This window comes from Streptomyces sp. NPDC040432 (assembly GCF_055595445.1).
This window is the reverse complement of the sequence record NZ_JBVIVP010000001.1, coordinates 713,502-735,435: the sequence shown is the minus strand read 5'-3', so window position 1 is coordinate 735,435 and position 21,934 is coordinate 713,502. Positions and strand designations below refer to the sequence as shown.

At 72.7% G+C, this 21,934-nt stretch carries 19 protein-coding genes; 4 read left to right on the top strand and 15 right to left on the bottom strand.

Annotation, left to right across the window (positions count from 1 at the left end; translation table 11 throughout):
• Positions 1-63 precede the first annotated feature (63 nt).
• The 4 genes from ACZ58N_RS03325 to ACZ58N_RS03310 form a co-directional block, all read right to left on the bottom strand.
• A complete protein-coding gene (locus ACZ58N_RS03325; RefSeq protein ID WP_471154989.1) occupies positions 64-1,770 on the bottom strand; it encodes a DUF885 domain-containing protein in 1,707 nt (568 codons plus the stop codon).
• A 357-nt stretch (positions 1,771-2,127) separates the two neighbouring features.
• A complete protein-coding gene (locus ACZ58N_RS03320) occupies positions 2,128-3,573 on the bottom strand; it encodes a GNAT family N-acetyltransferase (protein WP_471154986.1) in 1,446 nt (481 codons plus the stop codon).
• 179 nt (positions 3,574-3,752) lie between these two features.
• Entirely contained in the window at positions 3,753-5,342 is a 1,590-nt protein-coding gene (locus tag ACZ58N_RS03315; RefSeq protein ID WP_471155221.1) for an alkaline phosphatase D family protein, read from the bottom strand.
• A 366-nt stretch (positions 5,343-5,708) separates the two neighbouring features.
• Positions 5,709-6,572, bottom strand: coding sequence for an alpha/beta fold hydrolase (locus ACZ58N_RS03310; protein ID WP_471154984.1), 864 nt, complete (start codon positions 6,570-6,572; stop codon positions 5,709-5,711).
• Positions 6,573-6,881: 309 nt separating this feature from the next.
• Here ACZ58N_RS03310 and ACZ58N_RS03305 point away from each other — a divergent pair, with 309 nt between their 5' ends.
• On the top strand, positions 6,882-7,634 hold the full coding sequence (locus ACZ58N_RS03305) for a GntR family transcriptional regulator (RefSeq protein ID WP_471154982.1): 753 nt from the start codon (positions 6,882-6,884) through the stop codon (positions 7,632-7,634).
• A gap of 482 nt (positions 7,635-8,116) precedes the next feature.
• Here ACZ58N_RS03305 and ACZ58N_RS03300 read toward each other — a convergent pair whose 3' ends face one another.
• The 4 genes from ACZ58N_RS03300 to ACZ58N_RS03285 form a co-directional block, all read right to left on the bottom strand.
• Positions 8,117-8,701, bottom strand: a complete 585-nt coding sequence (locus ACZ58N_RS03300; RefSeq protein ID WP_471154981.1) for an SMI1/KNR4 family protein — start codon at positions 8,699-8,701, stop codon at positions 8,117-8,119.
• Between the two features lie 332 nt (positions 8,702-9,033).
• Positions 9,034-10,188 (bottom strand): ROK family transcriptional regulator, encoded by a 1,155-nt coding sequence (locus tag ACZ58N_RS03295; RefSeq protein ID WP_281205222.1) that lies wholly within the window; start codon positions 10,186-10,188, stop codon positions 9,034-9,036.
• 100 nt (positions 10,189-10,288) lie between these two features.
• Complete coding sequence (locus ACZ58N_RS03290; protein WP_471154979.1) at positions 10,289-10,939, bottom strand: response regulator transcription factor; 651 nt, start codon at positions 10,937-10,939, stop codon at positions 10,289-10,291.
• A gap of 4 nt (positions 10,940-10,943) precedes the next feature.
• Entirely contained in the window at positions 10,944-12,155 is a 1,212-nt protein-coding gene (locus ACZ58N_RS03285; protein ID WP_471154977.1) for a sensor histidine kinase, read from the bottom strand.
• A gap of 108 nt (positions 12,156-12,263) precedes the next feature.
• On the opposite strand from ACZ58N_RS03285, the gene ACZ58N_RS03280 reads away from it, so the two are divergent.
• From ACZ58N_RS03280 to ACZ58N_RS03270, 3 genes are read left to right on the top strand one after another with little or no spacing between them, the layout of a single operon-like run.
• Complete coding sequence (locus ACZ58N_RS03280) at positions 12,264-13,178, top strand: ATP-binding cassette domain-containing protein (protein WP_471154974.1); 915 nt, start codon at positions 12,264-12,266, stop codon at positions 13,176-13,178.
• A 22-nt stretch (positions 13,179-13,200) separates the two neighbouring features.
• Positions 13,201-13,983, top strand: coding sequence for an ABC transporter permease (locus ACZ58N_RS03275; protein ID WP_471154971.1), 783 nt, complete (start codon positions 13,201-13,203; stop codon positions 13,981-13,983).
• Positions 13,984-14,023: 40 nt separating this feature from the next.
• Positions 14,024-14,461, top strand: coding sequence for a hypothetical protein (locus ACZ58N_RS03270; protein WP_471154969.1), 438 nt, complete (start codon positions 14,024-14,026; stop codon positions 14,459-14,461).
• A gap of 195 nt (positions 14,462-14,656) precedes the next feature.
• Here the strand turns inward: ACZ58N_RS03270 and mug are convergent, their stop codons facing one another.
• The 7 genes from mug to bioD all read right to left on the bottom strand — a co-directional run bounded on the left by mug (position 14,657) and on the right by bioD (position 21,927).
• Positions 14,657-15,205, bottom strand: a complete 549-nt coding sequence (mug, locus tag ACZ58N_RS03265) for a G/U mismatch-specific DNA glycosylase (RefSeq protein ID WP_471155219.1) — start codon at positions 15,203-15,205, stop codon at positions 14,657-14,659.
• Positions 15,202-16,635 carry an adenylosuccinate lyase gene (gene purB / locus ACZ58N_RS03260; RefSeq protein ID WP_471154967.1) on the bottom strand — a complete coding sequence of 478 codons (1,434 nt, stop codon included), beginning with the start codon at positions 16,633-16,635 and terminating at the stop codon, positions 15,202-15,204. The genes mug and purB overlap by 4 nt, the downstream gene beginning before the upstream one ends.
• Positions 16,636-16,706: 71 nt before the next feature.
• Positions 16,707-17,489 (bottom strand): SGNH/GDSL hydrolase family protein, encoded by a 783-nt coding sequence (locus ACZ58N_RS03255; protein WP_471154965.1) that lies wholly within the window; start codon positions 17,487-17,489, stop codon positions 16,707-16,709.
• A gap of 69 nt (positions 17,490-17,558) precedes the next feature.
• Positions 17,559-18,578, bottom strand: a complete 1,020-nt coding sequence (locus ACZ58N_RS03250) for a hemolysin family protein (protein ID WP_471154963.1) — start codon at positions 18,576-18,578, stop codon at positions 17,559-17,561.
• Positions 18,575-19,915: a hemolysin family protein gene (locus tag ACZ58N_RS03245; RefSeq protein ID WP_471154960.1), complete on the bottom strand. Its 1,341-nt coding sequence runs from the start codon at positions 19,913-19,915 to the stop codon at positions 18,575-18,577. The genes ACZ58N_RS03250 and ACZ58N_RS03245 overlap by 4 nt, the downstream gene beginning before the upstream one ends.
• 471 nt (positions 19,916-20,386) lie before the next feature.
• Positions 20,387-21,043: a class I SAM-dependent methyltransferase gene (locus tag ACZ58N_RS03240; RefSeq protein ID WP_471154958.1), complete on the bottom strand. Its 657-nt coding sequence runs from the start codon at positions 21,041-21,043 to the stop codon at positions 20,387-20,389.
• A 140-nt stretch (positions 21,044-21,183) separates the two neighbouring features.
• Positions 21,184-21,927, bottom strand: a complete 744-nt coding sequence (bioD, locus tag ACZ58N_RS03235) for a dethiobiotin synthase (RefSeq protein WP_471154956.1) — start codon at positions 21,925-21,927, stop codon at positions 21,184-21,186.
• Positions 21,928-21,934 lie beyond the last annotated feature (7 nt).

Below are 21,934 nucleotides of genomic sequence, written 5' to 3'. Positions count from 1 at the left end.
GCCCCACGCCGACGGGCCGCCCCCGTCCCGTCCGGGGAGGGGGCGGCCCGACGGGCGGAGCGGTCAGAGCTTGGAGAGCTCGTCCACCAGATCGTCCAGTCCCAGCGAACCCTGCGACAGCGCCGCCATGTGCCAGGCCTTCAGGTCGAAGGACTCGCCGTGCGCGGCGCGGGCGTTGTCCCGGCCCAGCAGCCAGGCGCGCTCGCCCAGTTTGTAACCGATCGCCTGGCCCGGCATCGACAGGTAGCGGGTGAGCTCGCTCTCGATGTAGTCCGCCGGACGGCCGCTGTGCAGCCCGAAGAACTCCTGCGCCAGGTCGACCGTCCAGCGCTCGCCCGGGTGGAAGGGCGAGTCCGCCGGGATCTCCAGCCCCAGGTGCATGCCGATGTCCACGATCACCCGGGCGGCCCGCATCATCTGGCAGTCCAGATAGCCCAGCCGCTGCTCGGCGTCCTTGAGGTAGCCCAGCTCGTCCATCAGACGCTCCGCGTACAGCGCCCATCCCTCGACGTTCGCGCTGACCAGGCCCACGGTCGCCTGGTAGCGGGACAGCCGGTCCGCCACGTGCTGCCACTGCGCGAGCTGGAGGTGGTGACCGGGAACGCCCTCGTGGTACCAGGTGGACACCAGGTCGTACACCGGGAAACGGGTCTGCCCCATGGTCGGCAGCCAGGTGCGCCCGGGACGGGAGAAGTCCTCGGAGGGGTTGGTGTAGTACGGCGCCGCCGCGCCGCCCGCCGGGGCGATCATCGACTCCACCCGCTTGACCCGCTCGGCGAGTTCGAAGTGGGTGCCGTCCAGGTTCTCGATGGCCTCGTCCATCAGGCCCTGCAACCAGGACCGGACCTCGTCGACCCCCTCGATGTGGGTGCCGTGCTCGTCCAGGTGCCGCAGCGCCTCCCAGGGGCCGGCGCCCGGCAGGATCCTGGCCGCCTCGGTCTTCATCTCCGCGAGCAGCCGGTGGTACTCGGCCCAGCCGTAGGCGTACGCCTCGTCCAGGTCCAGGTCGGAACCGTTGAAGTAGCGGGCCCAGCGGGCGTAGCGCTCGCGCCCCACCGGGTCCGGCGCGCCCGCGATGGCCGGGGCGTACACGTCCCGCATCCAGTCGCGCAGTTCGGCCACAGCCGCCGTCGCACCGGCGGCCGCCGCGTCCAGTTCGGCGCGCAGGGCCTGCGGGCCCGCGGACGCGAACTCCCCGAAGAAGTCCCGGGAGCCGTCCTCGCCCTCGCCGGCCCAGACGCCGAGCTGCTCGACGAAGGTGGCGGCGGGGCGCGGACTTCCGTACAGCCCGCGTTCCAGACCGAGCGCGAGGCTCTCCCGGTACCCGGCGAGGGCGTCCGGCACGGCGCGCAGCCGCTCGGCGATCGCCGCCCAGTCCTCCTCGGTGTCGGCCGGGGTCAGGCTGAAGGCCTCACGGACCGAGTGGGCGGGGGAGTGGATGTTGCTGACGGCGCGCAGGTCCTCGTCGGCCTCGTGGACGGCGAGTTCGGCGTCGAGCCGCTCGCGCAGCAGACGGGCGCAGCGCCGCTCGGCCTCGGTGTCGGCGCCGGGCAACCGCTCGGCGGCGTCGAGCGCGGCCAGGGTGGTGCGCAACAGGTCGGCGGCGGCGGCGCGGCCGGCCGGGGAGAAGTCCGGCAGCTTGCCGGAGCTGGCCGCGACGCCGAGGTAGGTGCCCGTGATCGGGTCGATGGCGATGAGGTCGTCGACGTACGCGTCGGCGACCTGACGGGGCAGACGGGCTGCGCTGTCACTGTGGAGGGTCTCTGACATGCGGCCATCTTCGTATGCGGAACCGTCCCGCGTCATCACCGTGACGGCCCGGAGACCTGACGCGGGGGCATCGGCGGGTGGCGCGCGGGCCGTCCGCGAGGCCGCCGCCCGCCGTCCGTACGGAACTTCGCACGAGGTGGCGGACCCGGCAGCCACCGGAAGCCGGACCGTGCGGTTCCCGCTGGGCGGCAACCCGCCCGGACCGTGCTCCGCCCGCACCCCATCCGGCCTCCACCGGCCCCCGAGATCCCACTGCCATACCGCTCCCGGCCGGGACGCCGTCGGCCCCGGCGGTACGCGCCGGGGCCCGTCGGCAAGGTCCCGTCGTCGCACGCGAGGGGGTCAGGAGCGTGACGATCAGTAGCGGTGGCCGTGTTCGGACGGGGCTTGGGCGTGTTGCGGGTCCCCGGAGGCGTGGCGCGTGTTGACGGGGGTCGCGTCCAGTCGGGCGGTGATCACCAGTGTGCCCTCCTCGATCTGGTAGTCCAGGGGAAGCCCGAGGCCGCGCATCGCGGCGACCATGCCGGTGTTGGAGGCCTGGGTGACGGCGTACACGCTGTCGCACCCGGCCTCGACGGCCATCGCCAGGAGCCGCCTCAGCAACTCCGATCCGATGCCCCGGCGTTGCCACTCGTCCTCGATGAGCAGCGCCACCTCGGTCTCGTCGCCGTCCCACAGCAGGTGTCCGAGGGCGACGAGCTTGCCGGAGGCGGTGGTCGCGGCGACCGTCCGGCCGAAGCGGGGGCTCAGCAGGTGTCCGAGGTAGCGGTCGGCGTCCGCGACGGGGCCGTGGTAGCGCAGGCCGAGGGTGCGCTCGGAGCAGCGGTCGTGCATGGCGCGGGCCGCCGGCAGGTCGGAGCCGTCGGCGCGGCGCACGGTGATCTCGTTGCCCTCGGGCAGGGTCAGGACGTGCCGGCCGCGCGGAACGCGCGGACCGAGGCGGGCGTCGAGCTCGACGAGGGCGCGGGCCCGGGCGAACTCCGTCGGGGTGAAGGGAAGATAGGGCCGTTCCACGCTGATGGCGCCGCCGGAGGGGTCGCGCAGCCGCATCGTCGTGGCCTCCAGGACCCCTTCCACGGGGGCGTCGGCGCCCGCGTTGGGGCGGCCCGACAGGGTGGTCGCCGGAATCGAGTGAATGGTGCAGCGGCCGAGCAGCTGACGCAGTGCGAGAGGCAGTTCGGCGGCGTCCAGTGCGGTTCGGGTGGCCAGACCGAGGACCCGGGTGGGGGTGTCGACCAGGTCGTGGGCGTCGGCGCGCTCGATCCAGGTGCTGTGGCCGCCGGCCCGGGCCACGGTCCGCGTCAGCTCGGCGGAGGGCAAGTGCTGCGGGGCGCGCAGCAGGAACTCGTCGACCGTGCCGCCCTCGGGGAGCGGGTGGGTCTGCAGGGTCAGGATGTCCACGCCGTTGCGGGCGAGCGCGGTGCAGAGGGATGCCAGGCTGCCGGGCTCGTCCCGCACCGTCGTCCGCATCCGCCACAGCGCGGCGGTCGTACCCGTGCCGTCCGTACCGCCCGTGCCCGTGCCCGTCGTGGCGGACGGCACGGGCACCGGATCGGAGGGTGTGCCCGCAGGCGGCGGGGCATGGCTGTGGCGCCGGGCCCACCAGGTGTGGAAGGCCGCGGTGACGAGGAGCGCCACGGCGGAGGCGACCAGCAGGATCGGGCCCCGCGGGCCGTGCACGACCAGATTGGCGATGCCGTCGGCCACGGCCACGGCGCAGAAGAGGGCCGCGAGTTCGACGAGGTCACGGCGCCAGTGGTGACGGTGCGGACGGGGGGCGGAGGCGGGGTTACGGTCAGTCATGCACACCACTGTGGCGCAGGGGTGTTGCGTGATCGCGAACGATCTGTGACCGACTGGTTAAGTATCGATCTGGCCGGTTTCTCCCGGTTTTCCATCCGGTTTCCGATGCCGCACCCGCAGCGGAGCCCGCGACGCCGTTCTGCACGCCCGTCCGACGGGCGGGCGGGTCGCGCCGGGTTTCACGCCTGCCCCACGAGACCCGGCCGGAGCACCTTCGTGAACAGTACGCCACCGCCCTGGCGACGCAGCCGGACGGTGAGTTCCCCGCTGCCCCCGTCGATCTCCACCTCGCCGTAGTACGGGGGGTGCTCGGCCGGGGACATGTTGGCGACCGGCGCCGATCGGACGTAGGCCGTCCGCGGCCCGAACGTCGCGTCGAGCCGCCCGGCGGGGAACCCGCCCGCGCCGACCGGACCGGACACGAACTCCCAGAACGGCTCGAAGTCGGAGAAGGCCGCGCGCTCGGGCGCGTAGTGGTTGGCGGCCGTGTGGTGGACGTCGGCGGTGAGCCAGACGGTTCCCGTGACGTGCTGGTGCTTGATGTGTCGCAGCAGGTCGGCGATCTGCAGCTCCCGTCCGAGCGGGGCTCCCGGGTCACCCTGCGCGACGGCCTCGAAGTTCGTGGTGCCGTCGGGGACGACGATGCCGAGCGGCATGTCGGAGGCGATCACCTTCCAGGTGGCCCGCGAACGCGACAGCTCCCGCTTCAACCATGCCAGTTGTTCCGTGCCGAGGATGCCGACCGGGTCCTCGGTCTGCCGGTTCGGGGAGTTGGCGTTGCGGTGGGTCCGCATGTCCAGGACGAACACGTCGAGCAGCGGGCCGTGCCGCACCACCCGGTACATCCGGCCCTCGTCCCGGCCGCCGCGCAGGTCGGTGACGGGGAAGTACTCCCCGAAGGCCCGGCGGGCCCGGGAGGCCAGCACGTCGGCCTCCCGGACGGTGTAGCGGGGGTCGTCGATCAACTGGCCCGGATACCAGTTGTTGCGTACCTCGTGGTCGTCCCACTGGGCGATCACGGGGACCTGCCCGTAGAATTCCCGCAGATTCCGATCGAGCAGGTTGTAGCGGAAGTTCCCGCGGAACTCGGCGAGAGTCTCGGCGACCTTCGCCTTCTCCTCGGTCGTCACGTTCCGCCAGATCCGGCCGTCGGGCAGCGGAACGGTGGCCTGGATCGGGCCGTCGGCGTAGATCGCGTCGCCGCTGAAGAGGAAGAAGTCGGGATCGCGCAGTCGCATCTCCTCGAAGACCCGGTATCCGCCGATGTCGGGGTTGATGCCCCAGCCCTGCCCGGCCAGATCACCCGACCATACGAAGCGCACGTCGTGGCCGCGGGAGACGGGCGTGGTGCGGAACGAACCGCGCAGCGGCTCGCTCGTCCGGCGGGGGTCGTCGGGGTCGGCGAGGGTGATCCGGTAGTGGATCCGCCGGCCGGGCGGCAGGTCGCGCAGGGTGGTCGTGCCGGTGAAGTCGGTGGCCGGACCGAGGAACGGGCCGCCGTGGCGGCGCACCCCGTAGCGGAACGACTCGCTCGGCGAGGTTTCCACGGACATCAGCGCCGGACGGTCGGAGCGCGTCCAGACGGTGGCCGAGTGTGCGGTGACCTCGCCGGTCTGCGTACCCCACCGCGCGGCAGGGCGGCCGGACCGGGTGAAGGCCGGAGCGCCCACGGGGGAGGCCAGGGCGGGCGCGGCGAAGGCCGCGGACAGGGCGAGACCCAGGGGCAGGGCGAGCGACCCGCCGAGCAGGGACCGTCGGGTGTGCGGCATGGGTGCCATCGGTGCGTCTCCAGGGGGCGGCGGGGACGGGCCGGACCAGTGTGCCGCCGCACACCGGCCCGGCCGCGTCGCCCACGCGAACCGTGGATGAACACCCGTGACCGGGCGATCGGGTGTGGGGGCGTGCGGGCGTGCGCGGGGCCGCACTGCCCGGACCGGCGCCGTCGCGGCGGGCGGACCGCCGCCGTCGCACTGCCCGGACCAGCGCCGGTGGGCTGTCCGTCGCGGCGGCGGCTTCGGGTGCCGGTGGGCTGTTCGTTCCGCCCGCGCCCCACGGTGGCGTGTTGCCCACCATGCCGCGTCGCCCCGCGGGTCCACGGGCCCGCGGGGCCACGCGTCGCGGCCCAACGCCCCGGGTCAGGCCGCGAGTGGCGCGGTGCCCCGTCCCGCCGCGCGGGCGGTGTCGAGGATGACCCGGGCCACGAGCGCCGGATCGTCGTTCATCGGCACGTGACCGCAGCCCCGGAGGCGCACCAGTCGGGCTCCGGGCAGCGTCTCCTTGGCGCGCACCCCTTGGCGGCGGAGCAGCAGCCGGTCCCGGGTGCCCCAGGCGATCGTCACGGGCAGCCCCGGCACGTCGTGGAGGAACCGTACGGAGCCGCCCGCCGCGAGCGTCTCCTCGAAACCGGTGGCCCCGCGCAGCGCCAGCGTCTCGGCGACCACGGCCTCCGGAGCGCGCCGCGCCGGGCGGGCGTAGATCGTGCCCGTCAGCGCGGCCCGACCGGCGCCGCTGCGGGAGAGCCGCTCCAGGGCCGGCAGCGGCAGCGCCGCCGCGCCGGCCCGCATCGCGCGGAGCGCGGTGAACGCGTACCGCCGCTCGGGCTCGGACCAGAACCCGGCGGGGGAGAGGGCGGTCACCGACCGGGCGAGGCCCCGCCGCCCCATGTCCAGCGCCAGCAGCCCGCCGAGCGAGTTCCCCGCGACGTGCGGGCGCTCCACACCCAGTGCGGCGCACAGCGCCCCGAGCGCGGGCGTGACGGTGTCCAGGTCGTAGGTGACACCCGCGGGCAGCGCCGGCGAGGCGCCGAAGCCCGGCAGGTCGACGGCGATGACGTCGTACTCGGCGGCCAGCACGTGGGCCACCGGGTGCCAGGCCTGGAGATGGTGGCCGATGCCGTGCAGGAGAAGGAGCGGCTCGCCCGCGCCCTCACGTTCGTAGGAGACGGTGGCGGTCAGAGGACCCGGCTGTGAATCGATCGTGAACGAGACCGTGGCGGTCATGCTGCTCCTCGTCGGGTGGACGCGTGTGAGACAGGCCGTCAGTAACGACTGCCCCCATGATTACCGCCCGGTAGCACCCGGCTACAAGCTTTCCCGTCAAGAGGGGTAGGGGCGAGAACATCCTGTGAACGGCTTGCTACATATGCCCGATCTGCCCGGCAAAGCGGCGAGGATTGGTCTTGACCAAGGGGTGGCGCCGTCCTATCGTCGCAGGGATAGTGCAGGAACCTTTAATAAACAAAGGCACGGAACTGCGGCGCGGAACCGCCGCTGGAACACGGCGAAGCGGCGAACGCAGGAGGAGTCAGGGTGGGGACCACGCAGCTCGAATCAGTGCCGGAGCCGAAGTACTGGCACCTGAAGAACGTCCTCAGTGAGGCGCTCGACCAGGACTTCGCCGTGGGCGAGGTCCTCCCGAACGAGCGCGAGCTCGCCGCACGCTTCGGAGTCGCCCGGGCCACCCTGCGCCAGGCGCTGGAACAGCTCGAACTCGAAGGACGCCTCCAGCGCCGCCGCGGCGTCGGCACGACCGTCGCCCCGCCGCGCGTGGGCGTCGCCGTCGGCAGCCCCCAGCACAGCTGGCCCGGGGAGAGCGCCGACGGCTGGGAGCCGGTCGACGCCGTCGACTGCATCCCGACCGCCGCTGTCCTGAAGCTCCTCGGCACCCCCGCCGACCAGCCCGTGCACACCGTCCGCCGGACCCGCGTCACCCAGGGCCAGGCCGTCGCCGCAGAACTGCTCCATGTGCCCGCCGCGTCCGTACCCGGGCTCTCCGCCATCGACGCCCCCGCCGGACCCGCCCGGGCGCGCGCAGTCCTGCGGGAACTCCAGCGCCTCGCGCTCGACGGGCAGGACCGCTCGGTGGAGCTGGGCTCGGCCCGCGCCGACGACGCCAAGGAACTGGACCGGCTGCCCGGAGCACCCGTGCTCCTCGTGACCACCCGGTACTTCACCGCCGCCGGTACCGCCGCCGTGTCGGTGGCCACGTACCGCGCCGACACCTGCCGGCTGACCTTCGGCGACTCCGGGGTCGAGATCACCGAAACCCGCGCCGCTTCCTGACCTGACGCCGCACCCCGACGCCGCACCTCGGATCCGGGGTGCGGCGGTACCCGCGGGGCTGTGACGCCGCGGACGATACGGCCGCCGTCCGCACCCCGGCCCGCCTGCCCCCAAGGGCTGTCCCGTAGTCCCCGGTGGATCGGCGCACGGCGTCGGACGCGGTGCCTCGCAAGGCGGAGGAAGCGCCCTCATACCGGGGGTATTCGGGCTTTCCGACAACGCGGCGAGGTGCCGTGGCCGGCGTCGTGCGCCCGCCGGGGACTACGGGACAGCCCTTAGGCCTTGTTCCCTCTCGACCCGTCTGCTGATCGGGGCCGGAACGCCAGGTGGGATCGCTGCTTACAGCGACCGCGAGGCCGGCCACCGGGTTGCCAACGCCCGATCACGCTCCCGGCGGCGGAGCGATCCGCGGACCACGGCAACCACGGCATGGAGTCCTTCCGATCGTGGTCCGAAGGGGGGATCACGTCGTCGGCGGCACGTCATTCCCCTTCGGGCCGGCCCCAGTTCGGCGGCAGCAATCGCCACGAGCCGTGGCGGAGCCACTCGCCGAAGGTGACGGGCCGGGCTCCGCCCGGATGGTCGAGGGACAGCGGGACGATCAGATCGCATGAGGCGCGGCCGTCCCACCACACCGTGCCCGAGAGGGGACCCGCGACCGCCAGCAACGTCCGGAAGCCGCAGCCGTTCTCCTGCAACACCACGGCCCCGGCGGTCTTGGCGTCCTGGAAGACCTCGTACTCCTGGTCCCACGCGTCGTAGGCCGCGATGTGTGCCCGCACGTCCGGGAAGTCCTCCGGAAGCGGCTCGCGTGCGGCCAGGTCCGCTTCCGCGGCGGCGTAGGAGTCGGGGTGCGGGAACGGCAGCCGCACCAGCTCCGCGGGCCGGTGCCAACCGAAGCCCCAGTCCCAACCGAGCTCCACCCGAGGCGGCCGGAACACCTCCTGGGCCGGCGCCTCATCCTGCAAACACGCCCGGTATTCGGCCGGGAGGGACACCCCGAGGTCACGCTCGACGAGGTCGACCTCGGAGTCGGTCAGGGGTTGTGGTCTCGACGGTTGACGCATACCCCCGACGCTAACCCCGCCCGAAACGTTCGATGCCCGGGCCCCCGGGCCCGCGCCGCTCGACTCCGTACCGGTGGCCCCCCGCGCGCCGTGGCGTCGAGGTGAGCAGCGCTCCGCTGTTCCGTACCCGTACCCGTACCCGTACCCCTTCTCGCTCCCGTCCCCGGTCGTGGACACGGGCGGACCGCACGCGCGCGGCTCGTGGCGACCGGCCACCGTCCGCTTCCGCGTTCACGCGCCGACTCCGCCGGTTCCGCTCCCGAACGGGCTCCGTGGGCCGACTCCCGGGGCCCGGGGGCCATTGCCACGGCCTTCGGCCCCGACCGCCGGGTTCAGCGGCGGGCGGTGACCGTCTTCTCCACCGCGAAGAGCTCTTCCTCCACGTGATCCAGAGCCAGTCGCAGCGCCCCGGTGGCCACCGCGGCCTCACCGAGCATGGAGAGCACCACCCGTGGAGGACGCAGGCAGTACCGCTCCAGTTCCCGGCGCAGCGGTTCCAGGACCCCGTCCAGACCGGCGGCCCAGCCACCGAGGACCACCAACTCCGGATCCATGGCCAGCACGAGCGCGGCCACATCGTGGACCAGCCGCTGCAGGAACCGCTCCACGGCGGCCACCGCACGCTCATCGCCCCGCTTGGCCATCGCGAAGACCTCGGCGACCGCGGGCTCGTCCAGGGGGTGCAACGGTTCGCCGGTCGTCGACAGGAGCCGCTCCGGCGTGGCCTCGCGTCCCAGCAGGTGCAGGGCGCCGATCTCACCGGCCGCGCCGCCGAAGCCGCGGTGCAGTCGCCCGCCGATCAGAGAGCCCGCGCCCGGGCTGAGGCCCGCCATCACGAACACCATGTCATCGGTATCGCGCGCGGCCCCCTTCCAGTGCTCGGCGACCGCCGCCGCGTTGGCGTCGTTCTCCACCTGCACCGGACAGCGGAACGAACGCCGTAGGCGTTCCCCCAGAGGCAACCCCGTCCAGCCGGGCAGCGCCGTGCCGAGGCGGACCGTCCCGTCCGCCTCCACGATCCCGGGACTGCCGACGCCGACCGCCCGCAGCGAGTCGCGGGGGATGCCGGCGCGGCGCAGGAGGTCGGCCACGGCCGCTCTGACGCGCTCCAACCGTTCATCGGCCGACGCGTTCTCGGCAACGTCCTTGGTTCCGGCGCCGATCACCCTTCCGTCCAGCCCGGACAGCAACACCGCGACCCGGTGCGAACCGATCTCGATGCCCAGCAGATGCCCGGCCTCGGCGCGGAAGCGGTAGCGCCGTGCAGGCCGGCCCTGCCGGCGCGCGCCTTCCTCCGCCTCTGCCTCCACGACGAGCCCGGTGCCGATCAAGCCCTCCACGACGCCCTCGACCGTGGGACGGGACAGCCCGGTGACCCGGGTGAGGTCGGTGAGGGTCGGCGATTCGGCCGCGCGCAGTGCCCGGAGCACCACGGCCGAATTGATTCGCCGGAGCAGAGAAGGATCCCCGCCGGTCAGCTGCCCCAACGTGTGTCCTCCCAGCTAGCGGCCCTGTCAGCCGGATCGTACTGCGTGCCCGGCGCGGCGGCGAGAAGCAGCCCCCCAAGTTCGGAACCAGGGCCTCCCCTCAGGCCGGCGCGACGAATCCGGACTCGTACGCGGTGATCACCGCCTGGGTGCGGTCCCGAGCCCCCAGCTTGCCCAAAATGGCGCTCACATGTGACTTCACGGTCTCGGTGCCGACGATCAGTTCACCGGCGATCTCCACGTTCGTCAGACCGCGAGCCATCAGCCGCAGGACCGCCTCCTCGCGCTCGGTCAGCGCGGCCCGCTTGAGGATGCTGCGCGCCTCCCGATTGCCGTACTCGGCGGCCAGGGCCCGGACGGCCGAGGGAAACAGGAGCGTGTCGCCCTCGGCCACCAGCCTGACCGCGTGCACGATCTCCGCGGGGCGGGCCCGCTTCAACAGGAACCCGTCCGCACCGGCGCGCAGTGCCTGGTACACGTACTCGTCGTTCTCGAAGGTCGTGACGACCAGGATCTTCGGCGGCGAGTCCACCGATTTCAGAACCGCCCGTGTCGCCTCGATCCCGTCGAGCAGCGGCATCCGCACATCCATGGCCACCACGTCCGGGCGCAACCGGCGGACGAGGGGGATGACGGCGGCGCCGTCCGCCGCTTCCCCCACCACCTCGATGTCGGGCTGGGACTCCAGTACGGCGCGCAGACCCGCGCGCACCAGGGGTTCGTCGTCGACGAGCAGTACGGTAACCGGCATCCGGTCAGGGTATTCGCTCCAGCGGAAGCCGGGCGTGCACCCTCCAACCGCCCTCGTACGGACCGGTCTCGGCCTCGCCCCCGAGCAGCGCCGCGCGCTCCCGCATCCCTCGGAGCCCGCTCCCGGACCGGCTCGTCACCACCGGCCGCTCGGGAAGGGGGTTCGTCACCTCCAGGTCCAGCCGGCCGGTCGCCACTTCCACCCGCACCCGAACGGGCACCGGACCGCAGTGCCGCAACACGTTGGTGAGCGCCTCCTGCAGGATTCGGTACCCCTCCTGGGTGACAGGGCCGGGCAACTCCGCCAACGCGCCCGACAGTTCTGCCTCCACCTGCGCGCCCGACGCGCGGGCCGACTCCAGGAGGCGGTCGGCCTCCGCCAGAGTGGGTCGTTGCGACGGCGGTCGCGCGGACTCGCGAAGGACGAGCAGTACCCGCTCCAGGTCCTCCAGTGCCGCCCGCCCCGTCTCCTCGATCGCGTTCAGTGCCCGGTCGGTGAATTCCGGGTCCTTGGCCGCTCGCGCCGCCCCGGCCTGGACGACGGCCACGGTCAGCGCGTGCCCGATGGAGTCGTGGAGTTCCCGAGCCATCCGGGTCCGTTCCAACAGTTGCTCGGTGCGGGCTTCCAGCGCGGTCAGCCGCTCGGCAGCCGAGGGCCCCAGCAACCGGTGGGCGATCCCGGTGATCAGCTCGCCGAGCAGGATCACCAGCACGATGAGGACGACGAGCGGCACCGGTACGAGGAGGGCCGCGGCCCAACGCGGCGGGGTGAACGGGAGCGCCAGGTCGGGGCTCAGGGGGTGCCCGAGAGCGGTCGCGATGAACTCCACCGACAGCAGAGGCAGCCAGACCGTCGCGAACATGGCCGCTCCGGCCACCACCAGCCGTACCTCCAGCCACAGCAAGGTCCGCCACCGATCGCTCCAGCCCGCCGACGGGGTGGTGCTGATCCGGCCGAGTCCCGGGTCGTCGCCGTCGCCCCGGCCGCCCCTGCGATCGGCCTCCCGGTCCTGTGGGGTCAGGAGGAACTGGGCCTGGAGTCCCTCGGCCAGCCGTACCCACGGCACGAAGCCGAACGGGATGACGATCAGCAAGGGCATCCAGGGCCAACGCGGGTTGATGAACATCCATATGGCCAACAGCAGCAGGGGAACGCACAAGTGCAGCCAGCGCGAGTACGTCACCGGCCGGAACGGCGCACGGAGCAGTTTGTACATGCCCCCATCCTGGCAGCGCGCCGGCCACGACCGTCTCCCCCACGTGGGGGAGACGGCACCCTCGCTCGGGGGAGGGAACAGGTGCTGCCCCAGGGCGAATCTTGAGTCATGAACCGCATCGAGATCAGCGAACTGACCAAGGACCACGGCAGCCACCGGGTCGTGGACCACCTCACCTTCGACGTCATGCCTGGCCGTGTCACAGGCTTTCTGGGCCCCAACGGCGCCGGTAAATCCACCACCATGCGGCTCCTGCTCGGGCTGACCCGGCCGACCGCCGGCACCGCCACCATCGGCGGACGCATGTTCACGGAACTGCGCCATCCGCTGCGCGAGGTGGGCGCCCTGCTCGACCCGCAGGCCGCACACGGAGGCCGCCGGGCCCGGGACCATCTGCTCGCCCTGGCGGTGAGCAACAGGATCCCCGTTCCACGCGTGGACGCGGTCCTGGAGGAGGTCGGCCTGACAGCGGTCGCCCGGAAACGGGTGGGGGTGTTCTCGCTCGGGATGCGGCAACGCCTCGGAATAGCGGCCGCTCTCCTGGGCGATCCGGCGGTGCTCCTGCTGGACGAGCCGACCAACGGCCTCGACCCGGAGGGCATCATCTGGATCCGTGAGCTGATGCGCCGACTCGCGGCCGAGGGTCGTACCGTCCTCGTCTCCAGTCACCTCATGGGCGAGTCCGCCTCGTTCGTCGACCACCTGGTCGTCCTGGGGCAGGGAAAGCTCCTGGCGGACAGCTCCCTGAAGGACTTCATCGAGGGCCGCAGCACGCCCCGGGTGAGGCTGCGCACCACGGAACCGGACCGGCTGCGGGCCGCGCTCGAACGCGACCGTTTCACCATGATCCCCGGGGTGGAAGGGCGCTGGACCGTCGAAGGCATATCCGCGGAACGGCTCGGGACGCTCGCGGCCCGGGAAGGCATCCCCCTGCTGGAACTCGCCGACGAGCGGGCCTCGCTGGAACGGGCCTACCTCGACCTGACAGCCGACCGCACCCCTTTCACCGCCCACACCGCCTGACGTCACGACGGGAGTCACCGACATGATCACCACCACCCGACCCGCCCCCGCGGGGGCCGCGACCGCCCTGCCGACCCTGCCCGTGCTGCGCTCGGAATGGATCAGGATACGTTCGGCCCGGGCGGTCCTCGGGTCACTCGTGGCCGTCTTCGCCGCGACGGTCGGCATCACGGTCCTCACCGCCGCCGCGAGCGGAACGTCCGAGGCGGACGCCCTCGGGGAGGACCGCCTGCTCGCCGCCTTCTTCGGAATCAACTTCGGTCAGGTGGCAGCCGTTGCCTTCGGTGCCACCGCGTTCGCGAGCGAGTTCCGCAACGGCGCGCTGCGGGTCTCCCTCACCGCTGTACCTAACCGGACCGCGCTCTACCTTTCCAAGGTCGCCGTCATCGCCGGACTCGCCTTCGCCGTAGGGCAGGTCACCGGCCTCGTCACCTTCCTCGGCGGCCAGGCCTTCAGGGGCGACCACGCCCTGTCCTTGGACGACCCCGGTGCGCTGCGCGCCGTGTTCGGGAGCGGGATCCACCTGATGTTGATAGCCCTCCTGGCAGCCGGGCTGACGGCCCTGCTGCGCAGCGGCACCCTGGTGATGGGGCTGCTCATACCCCTGCTCCTGCTCGTGCCCTTCGTCGTCGGTCAGGTCGTCGGAGGAGGCATGGACTTCATGCCGGACAGGGCCGGTCAGTTCGTGATGAGGTCGGAGGCAGGTGGATCCCTCGGTCCCTGGACGGGGCTCGGAGTGGCCGCGATATGGAGCGTGACGGCCTTGGCCACCGGTTGGTTCGCGATGCGACGCCGCGACGCGTGACGCAGGGCCAGATGTCAGTGGCCCCCGGAATACTGACGATATGACCACGGGAGAGCAGCTCGACCTGATCGACCGCCTACGGGCACAAGCCTTCGTGGACACGCCGGTCCGGCTCGGCCGGCACGCCAGCGGCCACGGGTACCACCTGGTCCGGCTCGGTGGGACCCGGGACTTCTGGGAGGACGACGGTGCGTACCGCGGCGAGGCGATCGACCAGATCGGAGCCGAATACGGCGCGCTCACCCAGGCACTGAGCGACCGGTGGGGGGAGCCGCAGGTCTTCTCCCCGGACTCCCTGACGGTCCGCGCCCTCCAGGGAGAGGAGATCCCGCAGCCGTGGCGGGAGCTCAGCCACACCACCGACCACCTGTACCTCTGGCGCGCCGACGACAGTTGGCTGGTGGTGTGCGTGGCCCGGTGGGGCGAAGACGACCCTTACCTGTTGATGGCGGCGGTCACGGTGGTGGACCCGCCGTAGGCCGGCCGAGCACCGGGGCGCCTGGCCATCCAACGGCGCCGTCCAACGACCGTGCCGCCGGCCCCGCGCCCCGCCCCGCGATGGCCTGCCGTGACGGTGGGCGCCGGCACGGCAGGGGCCTCCCGGGGCCAACCGGCTCCGGGTGCGCGACCGCTTGGGGCATGCGCCGACGGGATGGATGGGTCGGGCCCGAGGTCAGGCGGCGGGCGGGGTATCGGCGGCCGCGCGGAGGCGGGCGTACTCCTGGGCCATGGACTCCGCCGTCCAGTGGGCGTTGAGGCCACTGGGATTCGGGAGGGCCCAGATCCGGGTGGCTCCGATGGTGCGTTCCTGGGGGCCGATGACGGCTTTCCTGTCGCCGAAAGCCGTGCGGTAGGCCGTGACACCGACCACGGCCAGCCACTGGGGGCGCAGGGCCTCCACCTTGGCCGTCAGGATCCGACCGCCCTCGATGAACTCATCGGCACCGAGCTCGTCGGCGCGGGCGGTGGCCCGGGCCACGACATTGGTGAGGCCGAGACGGTAGGAGAGCAGCTCCTGCTGTTCCTCCGGGGCCAGCCGGCGGGGCGTGAACCCCGACAGGTGCAGGACCGGCCAGAAACGGTTGCCGGGGCGGGCGAAGTGGTGGCCCGTCGCGGCGGACAGGAGACCAGGATTGATCCCGCAGAACAGCACACGCAGACCGCCCGCGACCACGTCCGGGAGGACGCGGTCACGGGCGGCATCGAGCTCGTCGGAGGTCAGAGGATCGACCCCGGCGCGTACCCAGCGGCCTCCGGGTGCTGCTTCGCGATGGCCTCGATGCGGGACACCACGGTCGCCACCTGGTCACCGGCAGCGCCGGTGAAGGACAGCTTGTCGGCCATGAGGGCGTCGAGCTGGGCCCGGTCCAGGGGCATCCGCTCGTCGGCGGCCAGCTTCTCCAGGAGCTCGTTGCGCTCTGCGCCCTGCTCGCGCATGGCGAGGGCGGAAGCCACGGCGTGCTCCTTGATGACCTCGTGTGCGGCCTCGCGGCCCACCCCGGCCCGGACGGCGCCCATCAGCACCTTGGTGGTGGCGAGGAACGGCAGGTAGCGGTCCAGTTCGCGGGCCACGACGGCCGGGAAGGCGCCGAACTCGTCGAGGACCGTCAGGAAGGTCTCCAGCAGGCCGTCGAAGGCGAAGAACGCGTCGGGCAGGGCCACCCGGCGGACCACGGAGCAGGACACGTCGCCCTCGTTCCACTGGTCACCGGCCAGCTCGCCGGTCATTGAGGCGTAGCCCCGCAGGATGACCATGAGGCCGTTCACGCGCTCGCAGGAGCGGGTGTTCATCTTGTGCGGCATCGCGGAGGAACCGACCTGGCCGGGCTTGAAGCCCTCGGTGACCAGCTCGTGGCCGGCCATCAGGCGGATCGTCTTGGCGATCGAGGAGGGGGCGCCGGCCAGCTGCACCAGCGCGGTGACCACGTCGTAGTCCAGCGAGCGCGGGTAGACCTGACCCACCGAGGTGAAGGCCTGTGCGAAGCCCAGGTGGGTCGCGATGCGCTGCTCCAGGTCGGCGAGCTTGGCGGCGTCGCCGCCCAGCAGGTCGAGCATGTCCTGTGCGGTACCGACCGGGCCCTTGATGCCGCGCAGCGGGTAGCGCTCCAGCAGGTCCTCAAGGCGGGCGTAGGCGACCAGCAGCTCGTCGGCGGCGGTCGCGAAGCGCTTGCCCAGGGTGGTCGCCTGAGCGGCCACGTTGTGCGAGCGGCCCGCCATGACCAGCTCGGCGTGCTCACCGGCCAGCCTCCCCAAACGGGCCAGGACGGCGACGGTACGGTCCCGGGCGAGCTCCAGCGAGAGCCGGATCTGGAGCTGCTCGACGTTCTCGGTGAGGTCGCGGGAGGTCATGCCCTTGTGGACGTGCTCATGTCCGGCGAGGGCGTTGAACTCCTCGATCCGGGCCTTCACGTCGTGCCGGGTGACCTTCTCGCGTTCGGCGATGGAGGCGAGGTCGACGGTCTCCAGGACGCGCTCGTAGTCGGCGAGGGCGGCGTCCGGGACGTCGATGCCGAGGTCCTTCTGGGCGCGCAGCACGGCGAGCCACAGCCGCCGCTCCAGCGTCACCTTGTACTCGGGGGACCACAGGACGGCGAGCTCCGCAGAGGCGTAGCGGCCGGCCAGGACATTGGGGATGCGGGGCTTGGCTGTCACGTGGAGGAATTCTACTTGGGCCGCGGCTGTGCGTTTACGCAGGTCCGGACACCGCCCGGGATTGTGCCTTGCTACGAAGGCCGCGAAGATTCGAAGGGCAGCAGCTGCGCGCGCTTCGGGGGGAGGCCGTCACCCGAGGAGCGGCCCGTCAGGCGGCGGCCGATCCAGGGGAGCAGGTGTCGGCGGGCGAAGCGCAGGTCCTCGGTACGACGGGCCGGCCAGCGCATGGGGACCGCGGTGGGCAGCGGCAGCCGCCAGTCCTCCTCGGGCGGCAGCCCCAGGGCCTGCCAGACGGCCTCCGCCACCCGCCGGTGGCCCTCGGCCGTCAGGTGCAGCCGGTCGACGTCCCACATGCGGGGCTCCGCGAGCACGGGAGCCCCGTAGAGGTCCACCAGCAGGGCGCCGTGCCGCTCGGCGAGCTCGTCGAGGATGACGAAGAGCTCCTCCATGCGAGGGCGGAAGCGGTCCATGACGGGTCCGTTGCGGCCCGGGGAACGCATCAGCACCAACTGCCCGCAGGAGGGGGCGAGCAGCGCCACGGCCTCCTCCAGGTGGCCGCGGACCCGGCCCATGTCCACCTTCGGCCGCAGGGCGTCGTTCAGCCCGCCGACCAGGGTCACCACGTCCGCGCCCATCGTCGCGGCCACCGGGGCCTGCTCACCGGCGATCTGCCCGATGAGCTTCCCGCGCACGGCGAGGTTCGCGTACCGGAAACCGGGCTCGCGGCGTGCGAGGCGGGCGGCGAGCAGATCGGCCCAGCCCCGGTAGGAGCCGTCCGGGAGCAGGTCGGACATGCCCTCGGTGAAGGAGTCGCCGACCGCGACAAAACTGGTGTAAGACGCATTCATCTCCATGGCGGGAGCGATGCTACCGCGCGGTACCCGGCGTCCGCAGCGCCGGGTACCGCCCGCCCCGGACCCGGCTCAGGCGGAGGTCGGCCTGCCGAACAGCTCGCGCAGGACGTCCTCCATCGTCACCAGCCCCGTCATCACACCGTCGGCCCCCAGTACCGCGGCCAGGTGCGTGCGGCTGCGACGCATGGCGGTCAGGACGTCGTCCAGCGGGGTCTCCGCCCGGACCTGCGCGATCGGGCGCAGGGCGGACACCGGGAACGGATCGTCCCGCTCCGTGACGTCCAGCGCGTCCTTGACGTGGAGGTATCCAAGGATCCGGTGTTTCGGGTCGATCACGGGGAAGCGGGAGTACCCCGATGCGGCGGACAACTGCTCCAACCCGGCCGCGGTGATGCCGAACCGGGCCGGAACCACCTGGTCCGAGGGCAGCACCACATCGGTCACCGGCCGGCGGCCCAGCTCCAGGGCGTCGTGGAGCCGCTCGCTCGCCCGGTCGTCGATCAACCCGGCGTCGCTGGAGTCCTTGACCATCCGGGCCAGCTCGTCGTCGGAGAAGGTCGCCGCGACCTCGTCCTTCACCTCCACGCGCAGAAGACGCAGCAGGACGTTGGCGAACGCGTTGATCGCGAAGATCACCGGCCGCAGTGCCCGGGTCAGGGTCACCAGCGGCGGACCGAGAGCCAGCGCGGTGCGCACGGGCTCGGCGAGCGCCACGTTCTTCGGCACCATCTCGCCGAACAACATGTGCAGGTACGTCGCCAGTGCCAGTGCCACCACGAAGGAGATCGCGTGGGTCAGTCCGGACGGCACCCCGACGAGGTCGAACACCGGGGTCAGCAGGTGCGCGATGGCAGGTTCGGCCACGATGCCCAGGACCAGGGTGCACAAGGTGATGCCCAGTTGCGCGGCGGCCATCAGCGCGGAGACGTGCTCCAGGCCCCACAGGACCGCGCGCGCCCGCCGGTCGCCCTCCTCGGCGTACGGCTCGATCTGACTGCGCCGGACGGAGATCAGCGCGAACTCCGCGCCGACGAAGAACGCGTTGACGACGAGGGTCGCCAGACCGATCAGCAGTTGGATGACGGTCATCGCACCTCCTCCGGTCCGCCACCGTCCACGACGCCGACGGGCAGGCGCAGCAGGACTCGGGCGGCCCGTCGCCCTCCGGCGTCGACCACGTCCAACTGCCAGCCGTCCAGCTCCACCCGATCGCCGACCGCCGGGATCCGCCCCAGTTCGGTGGCGATCAGCCCGGCCAGGGTCTCGTAGGGCCCGTCCGGCACGTGCAGGCCGATCTGCCGGAGTTGGTCCATGCGGGCGGCTCCGTCGGCGGAGTAGAGGGGCCGACCGGACTCGTCCGTACCCGCCGGGGCCAGGTCCGAGGTCTCGTGCGGATCGTGCTCGTCGCGCACCTCGCCGACGACCTCCTCGACGATGTCCTCCAGCGTGGCCACCCCGGCCGTGCCCCCGTACTCGTCGATGACGACGGCCATCGTCCGCCTGCCGGACAGCCGGTCCAGCAGGCGGTCCACGGTCAGCGACTCGGGGACGAGGAGCGGTTCGCGCAGCAGCTGGGAGACGGGGCGGCGGTGGCGTTCCTCGGCCGGCAGCGCCAGCACGTCCTTGATGTGGACGATGCCGACGACGGTGTCGAGGCTGCCCCGATAGACCGGGAAGCGGGACAGGCCGGTCGCCATGGTCGCGTTCGCCACGTCCTCCGCGGTGGTCTGCACGTCCAGGGCGGTCACCTGGACGCGCGGGGTCATCACGTTCTCGGCGGTCAGGTCGGCCAGGTTCAGGGTCCGCACGAACAACTCGGCCGTGTCCTCCTCCAGCGCCCCCGCCTTCGCGGAGTGCCGGGCCAGGGCCACGAGCTCCTGCGGGCTGCGGGCGGACGCCAGCTCCTCGGCGGGCTCCATGCCGAAACGCCGGACCAGATGGTTCGCCGTGGTGTTCAGATGGCTGATCAACGGCTTGAACGCCCGGCTGAACACCCGCTGTGCGGTCGCCACGCGTTTGGCGATCGCCAGCGGCGAGGAGATCGCCCAGTTCTTCGGCACGAGTTCACCGACGACCATCAGGACGACCGTCGACAACGCCGTACCGAGGGCCAGGGCCGTCGAGGACGCGACCGACGCCGACATGCCCATGGCCCTGAAGGGACCCTGGAGCAGCGCCGCGATCGACGGCTTGGCGAGCATGCCGATGACCAGACCGGTCACGGTGATGCCGAGCTGTGCGCCGGACAGTTGGAACGTCAGGCTGCGGACGGCGGTCAGGGCGCTGTCCGCGCCCCGCTCGCCGCGTTCCACGGCGCGTTCGAGTTCGCTGCGCTCGACGGTGGTCAGCGAGAACTCGGCCGCGACGAAGACCCCGCAGGCGAGGCACAGCAGCAGCGCCAGGACGAGCAGGAGCACTTCGGTCATCGGCGTTTCACCTCCGTCCCATGATCGGGCAGACGGAGGAGCGGCGCGCGGCGTCGCCTCGACGCGCACGGGGGCCGGGTATCGCGGGGCTCGCCCATGGGCGGACGCTCACACCCCTTCGGTCGGGGGCGATCGGACGCGCCCGGGGCGACGGGCCCGTCACCCGGGCGGGAAGGACACACCCCAGGAGAATGGCCGCGCTTCCGGCCGAGCATGCGCGGTTGGCGCGACGAGCACATGAGCGATCTTCATATCGCCGCCGCCACGGCGTGGACCCGGCCGCCGTGCCGGACACCCGGAAGGACGCCGCCGAGGGGCCCGGGGCCACGACATGCCCACACGACGCGGGCGCAGCGGCGCACGGGCGGGGCACGCGGCCGGCTGCCACCGGCCGCGGGACATCCGGACGCCCCGGGTCGCGCCGCTGACGGACGACGTCGGAAATGGTCGGTCCGCCGCACGGGTGAACGGTCAGGGGACGCGGCGCGCGGAACCGATCACGCAGTACGAGGTGGGAAGGGCCGGCCCGCGCTCGGGCAGCCGGAAGGCGCGCTGCGAGACGATCCGGAACCCGGCGGCCTCGATCGCGGCGAGCGGGTCGCGGGCGGTGTGACAGCCGCCGAACAGGCGGGGCCAGACGGTCCGGTCCAGCGCCCGCTGGACACCGGCCATCCCGGGACCGGGCGCGAGCCCGTGTTCGAGGAACCGGAGCTCGGCCTCGGGGCGCAGCACCCGGTGGATCTCGGCGAGGGCCTGCGGCAGGTTGCGTACGGTGCACAGGACCAGTGAGGCGACGGCGGCGTCGAAGGCCTCGCTCTTGACGGGCAGGGCCTCGGCCACCCCGGGTACGAGGTCCACGGGCACCTCGGCGCGCAGCGCGGCGGTGGCCGCCAGGTGGCGCAGCGTGCGCTCCGGTTCGACGGCGACGACCTCGGAGACGGCGCGGGGGTAGTGGGCGAAGTTCAGCCCGTTGCCCGCGCCGATCTCGATCACGCGGCCGGACACGCCGTGCAGCAGTTCGCGGCGCAGGGCCGCCATGCCGGCCCGGGTTTCGGCGGCTGTGCTCGCGCGGGCGTAGAACCGCGCGAAGTGGGGGTGGTGGACCGGATCGGGGGGAGGTGCGGGCATGGCGGCCTCCGGGCGCGGGTCGGTGCGGGCGGCTGACACGGGTGCGCCTGCGCTGCCGGGCTGTTCCCCACCAGGGCAGGCCGCGAAACCGCTCCGCGACCAAAGCGGCCGGGACGCGCCCACCCACGCCGCCGCTGTCGTCAGCCTCGGGACGGGTCCGGTGGGGCCGGGGCCCAGCGGGTCATGAACGGGGCGGCGTCCCACGTTCCGTGCAGGGGCGGGGCCAGCCAGGTGGGGGCCGCTTCGCGGAAACGGGCCGGGGCCAGCGTGCCGGACGAGCCGGGCACGGCACCGAGGAGCGGGATCCCGGCGGACGCGGGGAGGTCGGCGAGGTTGCAGCGGGACGCCAGGTCGGGGTCGGCGGGCCAGCTGCCGACGACCACACCGAGCGGTGTCAGGGCCCGGGCGTGCAGGGCCTCGACGGTCAGGGTGGTGGCGTTGAGCGTGCCGAGTCCGGCGGGTGCCACCACGAGCACCGGCGCCGACAGCAGCCGGGCCGTGTCGGCCAGGGTGTGGCCGTCGGGATCGAAGCGTACGAGCAGCCCGCCCGCGCCCTCCACCAGGACGAGGTCGTGGTGGGAGGCGAGGCGCTCCGCCGCTCCGGCGATCTCGGCGGGGGAGAGGGCCGGCAGGCCGGACCGGCGTGCGGCGGTGTCCGGAGCCAACGGTTCCGGGTAGCGGGCGAGTTCGAGGGCGGTCACCGACGGTCCGGCGAGGCGTACGGCCTCGGCGGCGTCCCCGGGTTCGTCCGGGCCGACCCCGGTCTGCGCCGGCTTGAGCACCGCCACGGAGAGGCCGGCGGTCACCGCGGCCGCGGCGATCGCGGAGGTGACCACCGTCTTGCCGATCTCGGTGCCCGTGCCGGACACGATGAGGATGGACATGTCGTCC

What these genes read in the sequence shown, in the direction of transcription:
- ACZ58N_RS03270 (WP_471154969.1), top strand. Translation starts at nt 14,024, where the DNA reads ATGACCACGGGAGAGCAGCTCGACCTGATCGACCGCCTACGGGCACAA.
- ACZ58N_RS03325 (WP_471154989.1), bottom strand. Translation starts at nt 1,770, where the DNA reads ATGTCAGAGACCCTCCACAGTGACAGCGCAGCCCGTCTGCCCCGTCAG.
- ACZ58N_RS03310 (WP_471154984.1), bottom strand. Translation starts at nt 6,572, where the DNA reads ATGACCGCCACGGTCTCGTTCACGATCGATTCACAGCCGGGTCCTCTG.
- ACZ58N_RS03240 (WP_471154958.1), bottom strand. Translation starts at nt 21,043, where the DNA reads ATGCCCGCACCTCCCCCCGATCCGGTCCACCACCCCCACTTCGCGCGG.
- ACZ58N_RS03255 (WP_471154965.1), bottom strand. Translation starts at nt 17,489, where the DNA reads ATGGAGATGAATGCGTCTTACACCAGTTTTGTCGCGGTCGGCGACTCC.
- ACZ58N_RS03315 (WP_471155221.1), bottom strand. Translation starts at nt 5,342, where the DNA reads ATGCCGCACACCCGACGGTCCCTGCTCGGCGGGTCGCTCGCCCTGCCC.
- bioD (WP_471154956.1), bottom strand. Translation starts at nt 21,927, where the DNA reads ATGTCCATCCTCATCGTGTCCGGCACGGGCACCGAGATCGGCAAGACG.
- ACZ58N_RS03245 (WP_471154960.1), bottom strand. Translation starts at nt 19,915, where the DNA reads ATGACCGAAGTGCTCCTGCTCGTCCTGGCGCTGCTGCTGTGCCTCGCC.
- ACZ58N_RS03290 (WP_471154979.1), bottom strand. Translation starts at nt 10,939, where the DNA reads ATGCCGGTTACCGTACTGCTCGTCGACGACGAACCCCTGGTGCGCGCG.
- ACZ58N_RS03320 (WP_471154986.1), bottom strand. Translation starts at nt 3,573, where the DNA reads ATGACTGACCGTAACCCCGCCTCCGCCCCCCGTCCGCACCGTCACCAC.
- ACZ58N_RS03285 (WP_471154977.1), bottom strand. Translation starts at nt 12,155, where the DNA reads ATGTACAAACTGCTCCGTGCGCCGTTCCGGCCGGTGACGTACTCGCGC.
- ACZ58N_RS03250 (WP_471154963.1), bottom strand. Translation starts at nt 18,578, where the DNA reads ATGACCGTCATCCAACTGCTGATCGGTCTGGCGACCCTCGTCGTCAAC.
- ACZ58N_RS03275 (WP_471154971.1), top strand. Translation starts at nt 13,201, where the DNA reads ATGATCACCACCACCCGACCCGCCCCCGCGGGGGCCGCGACCGCCCTG.
- ACZ58N_RS03280 (WP_471154974.1), top strand. Translation starts at nt 12,264, where the DNA reads ATGAACCGCATCGAGATCAGCGAACTGACCAAGGACCACGGCAGCCAC.
- ACZ58N_RS03300 (WP_471154981.1), bottom strand. Translation starts at nt 8,701, where the DNA reads ATGCGTCAACCGTCGAGACCACAACCCCTGACCGACTCCGAGGTCGAC.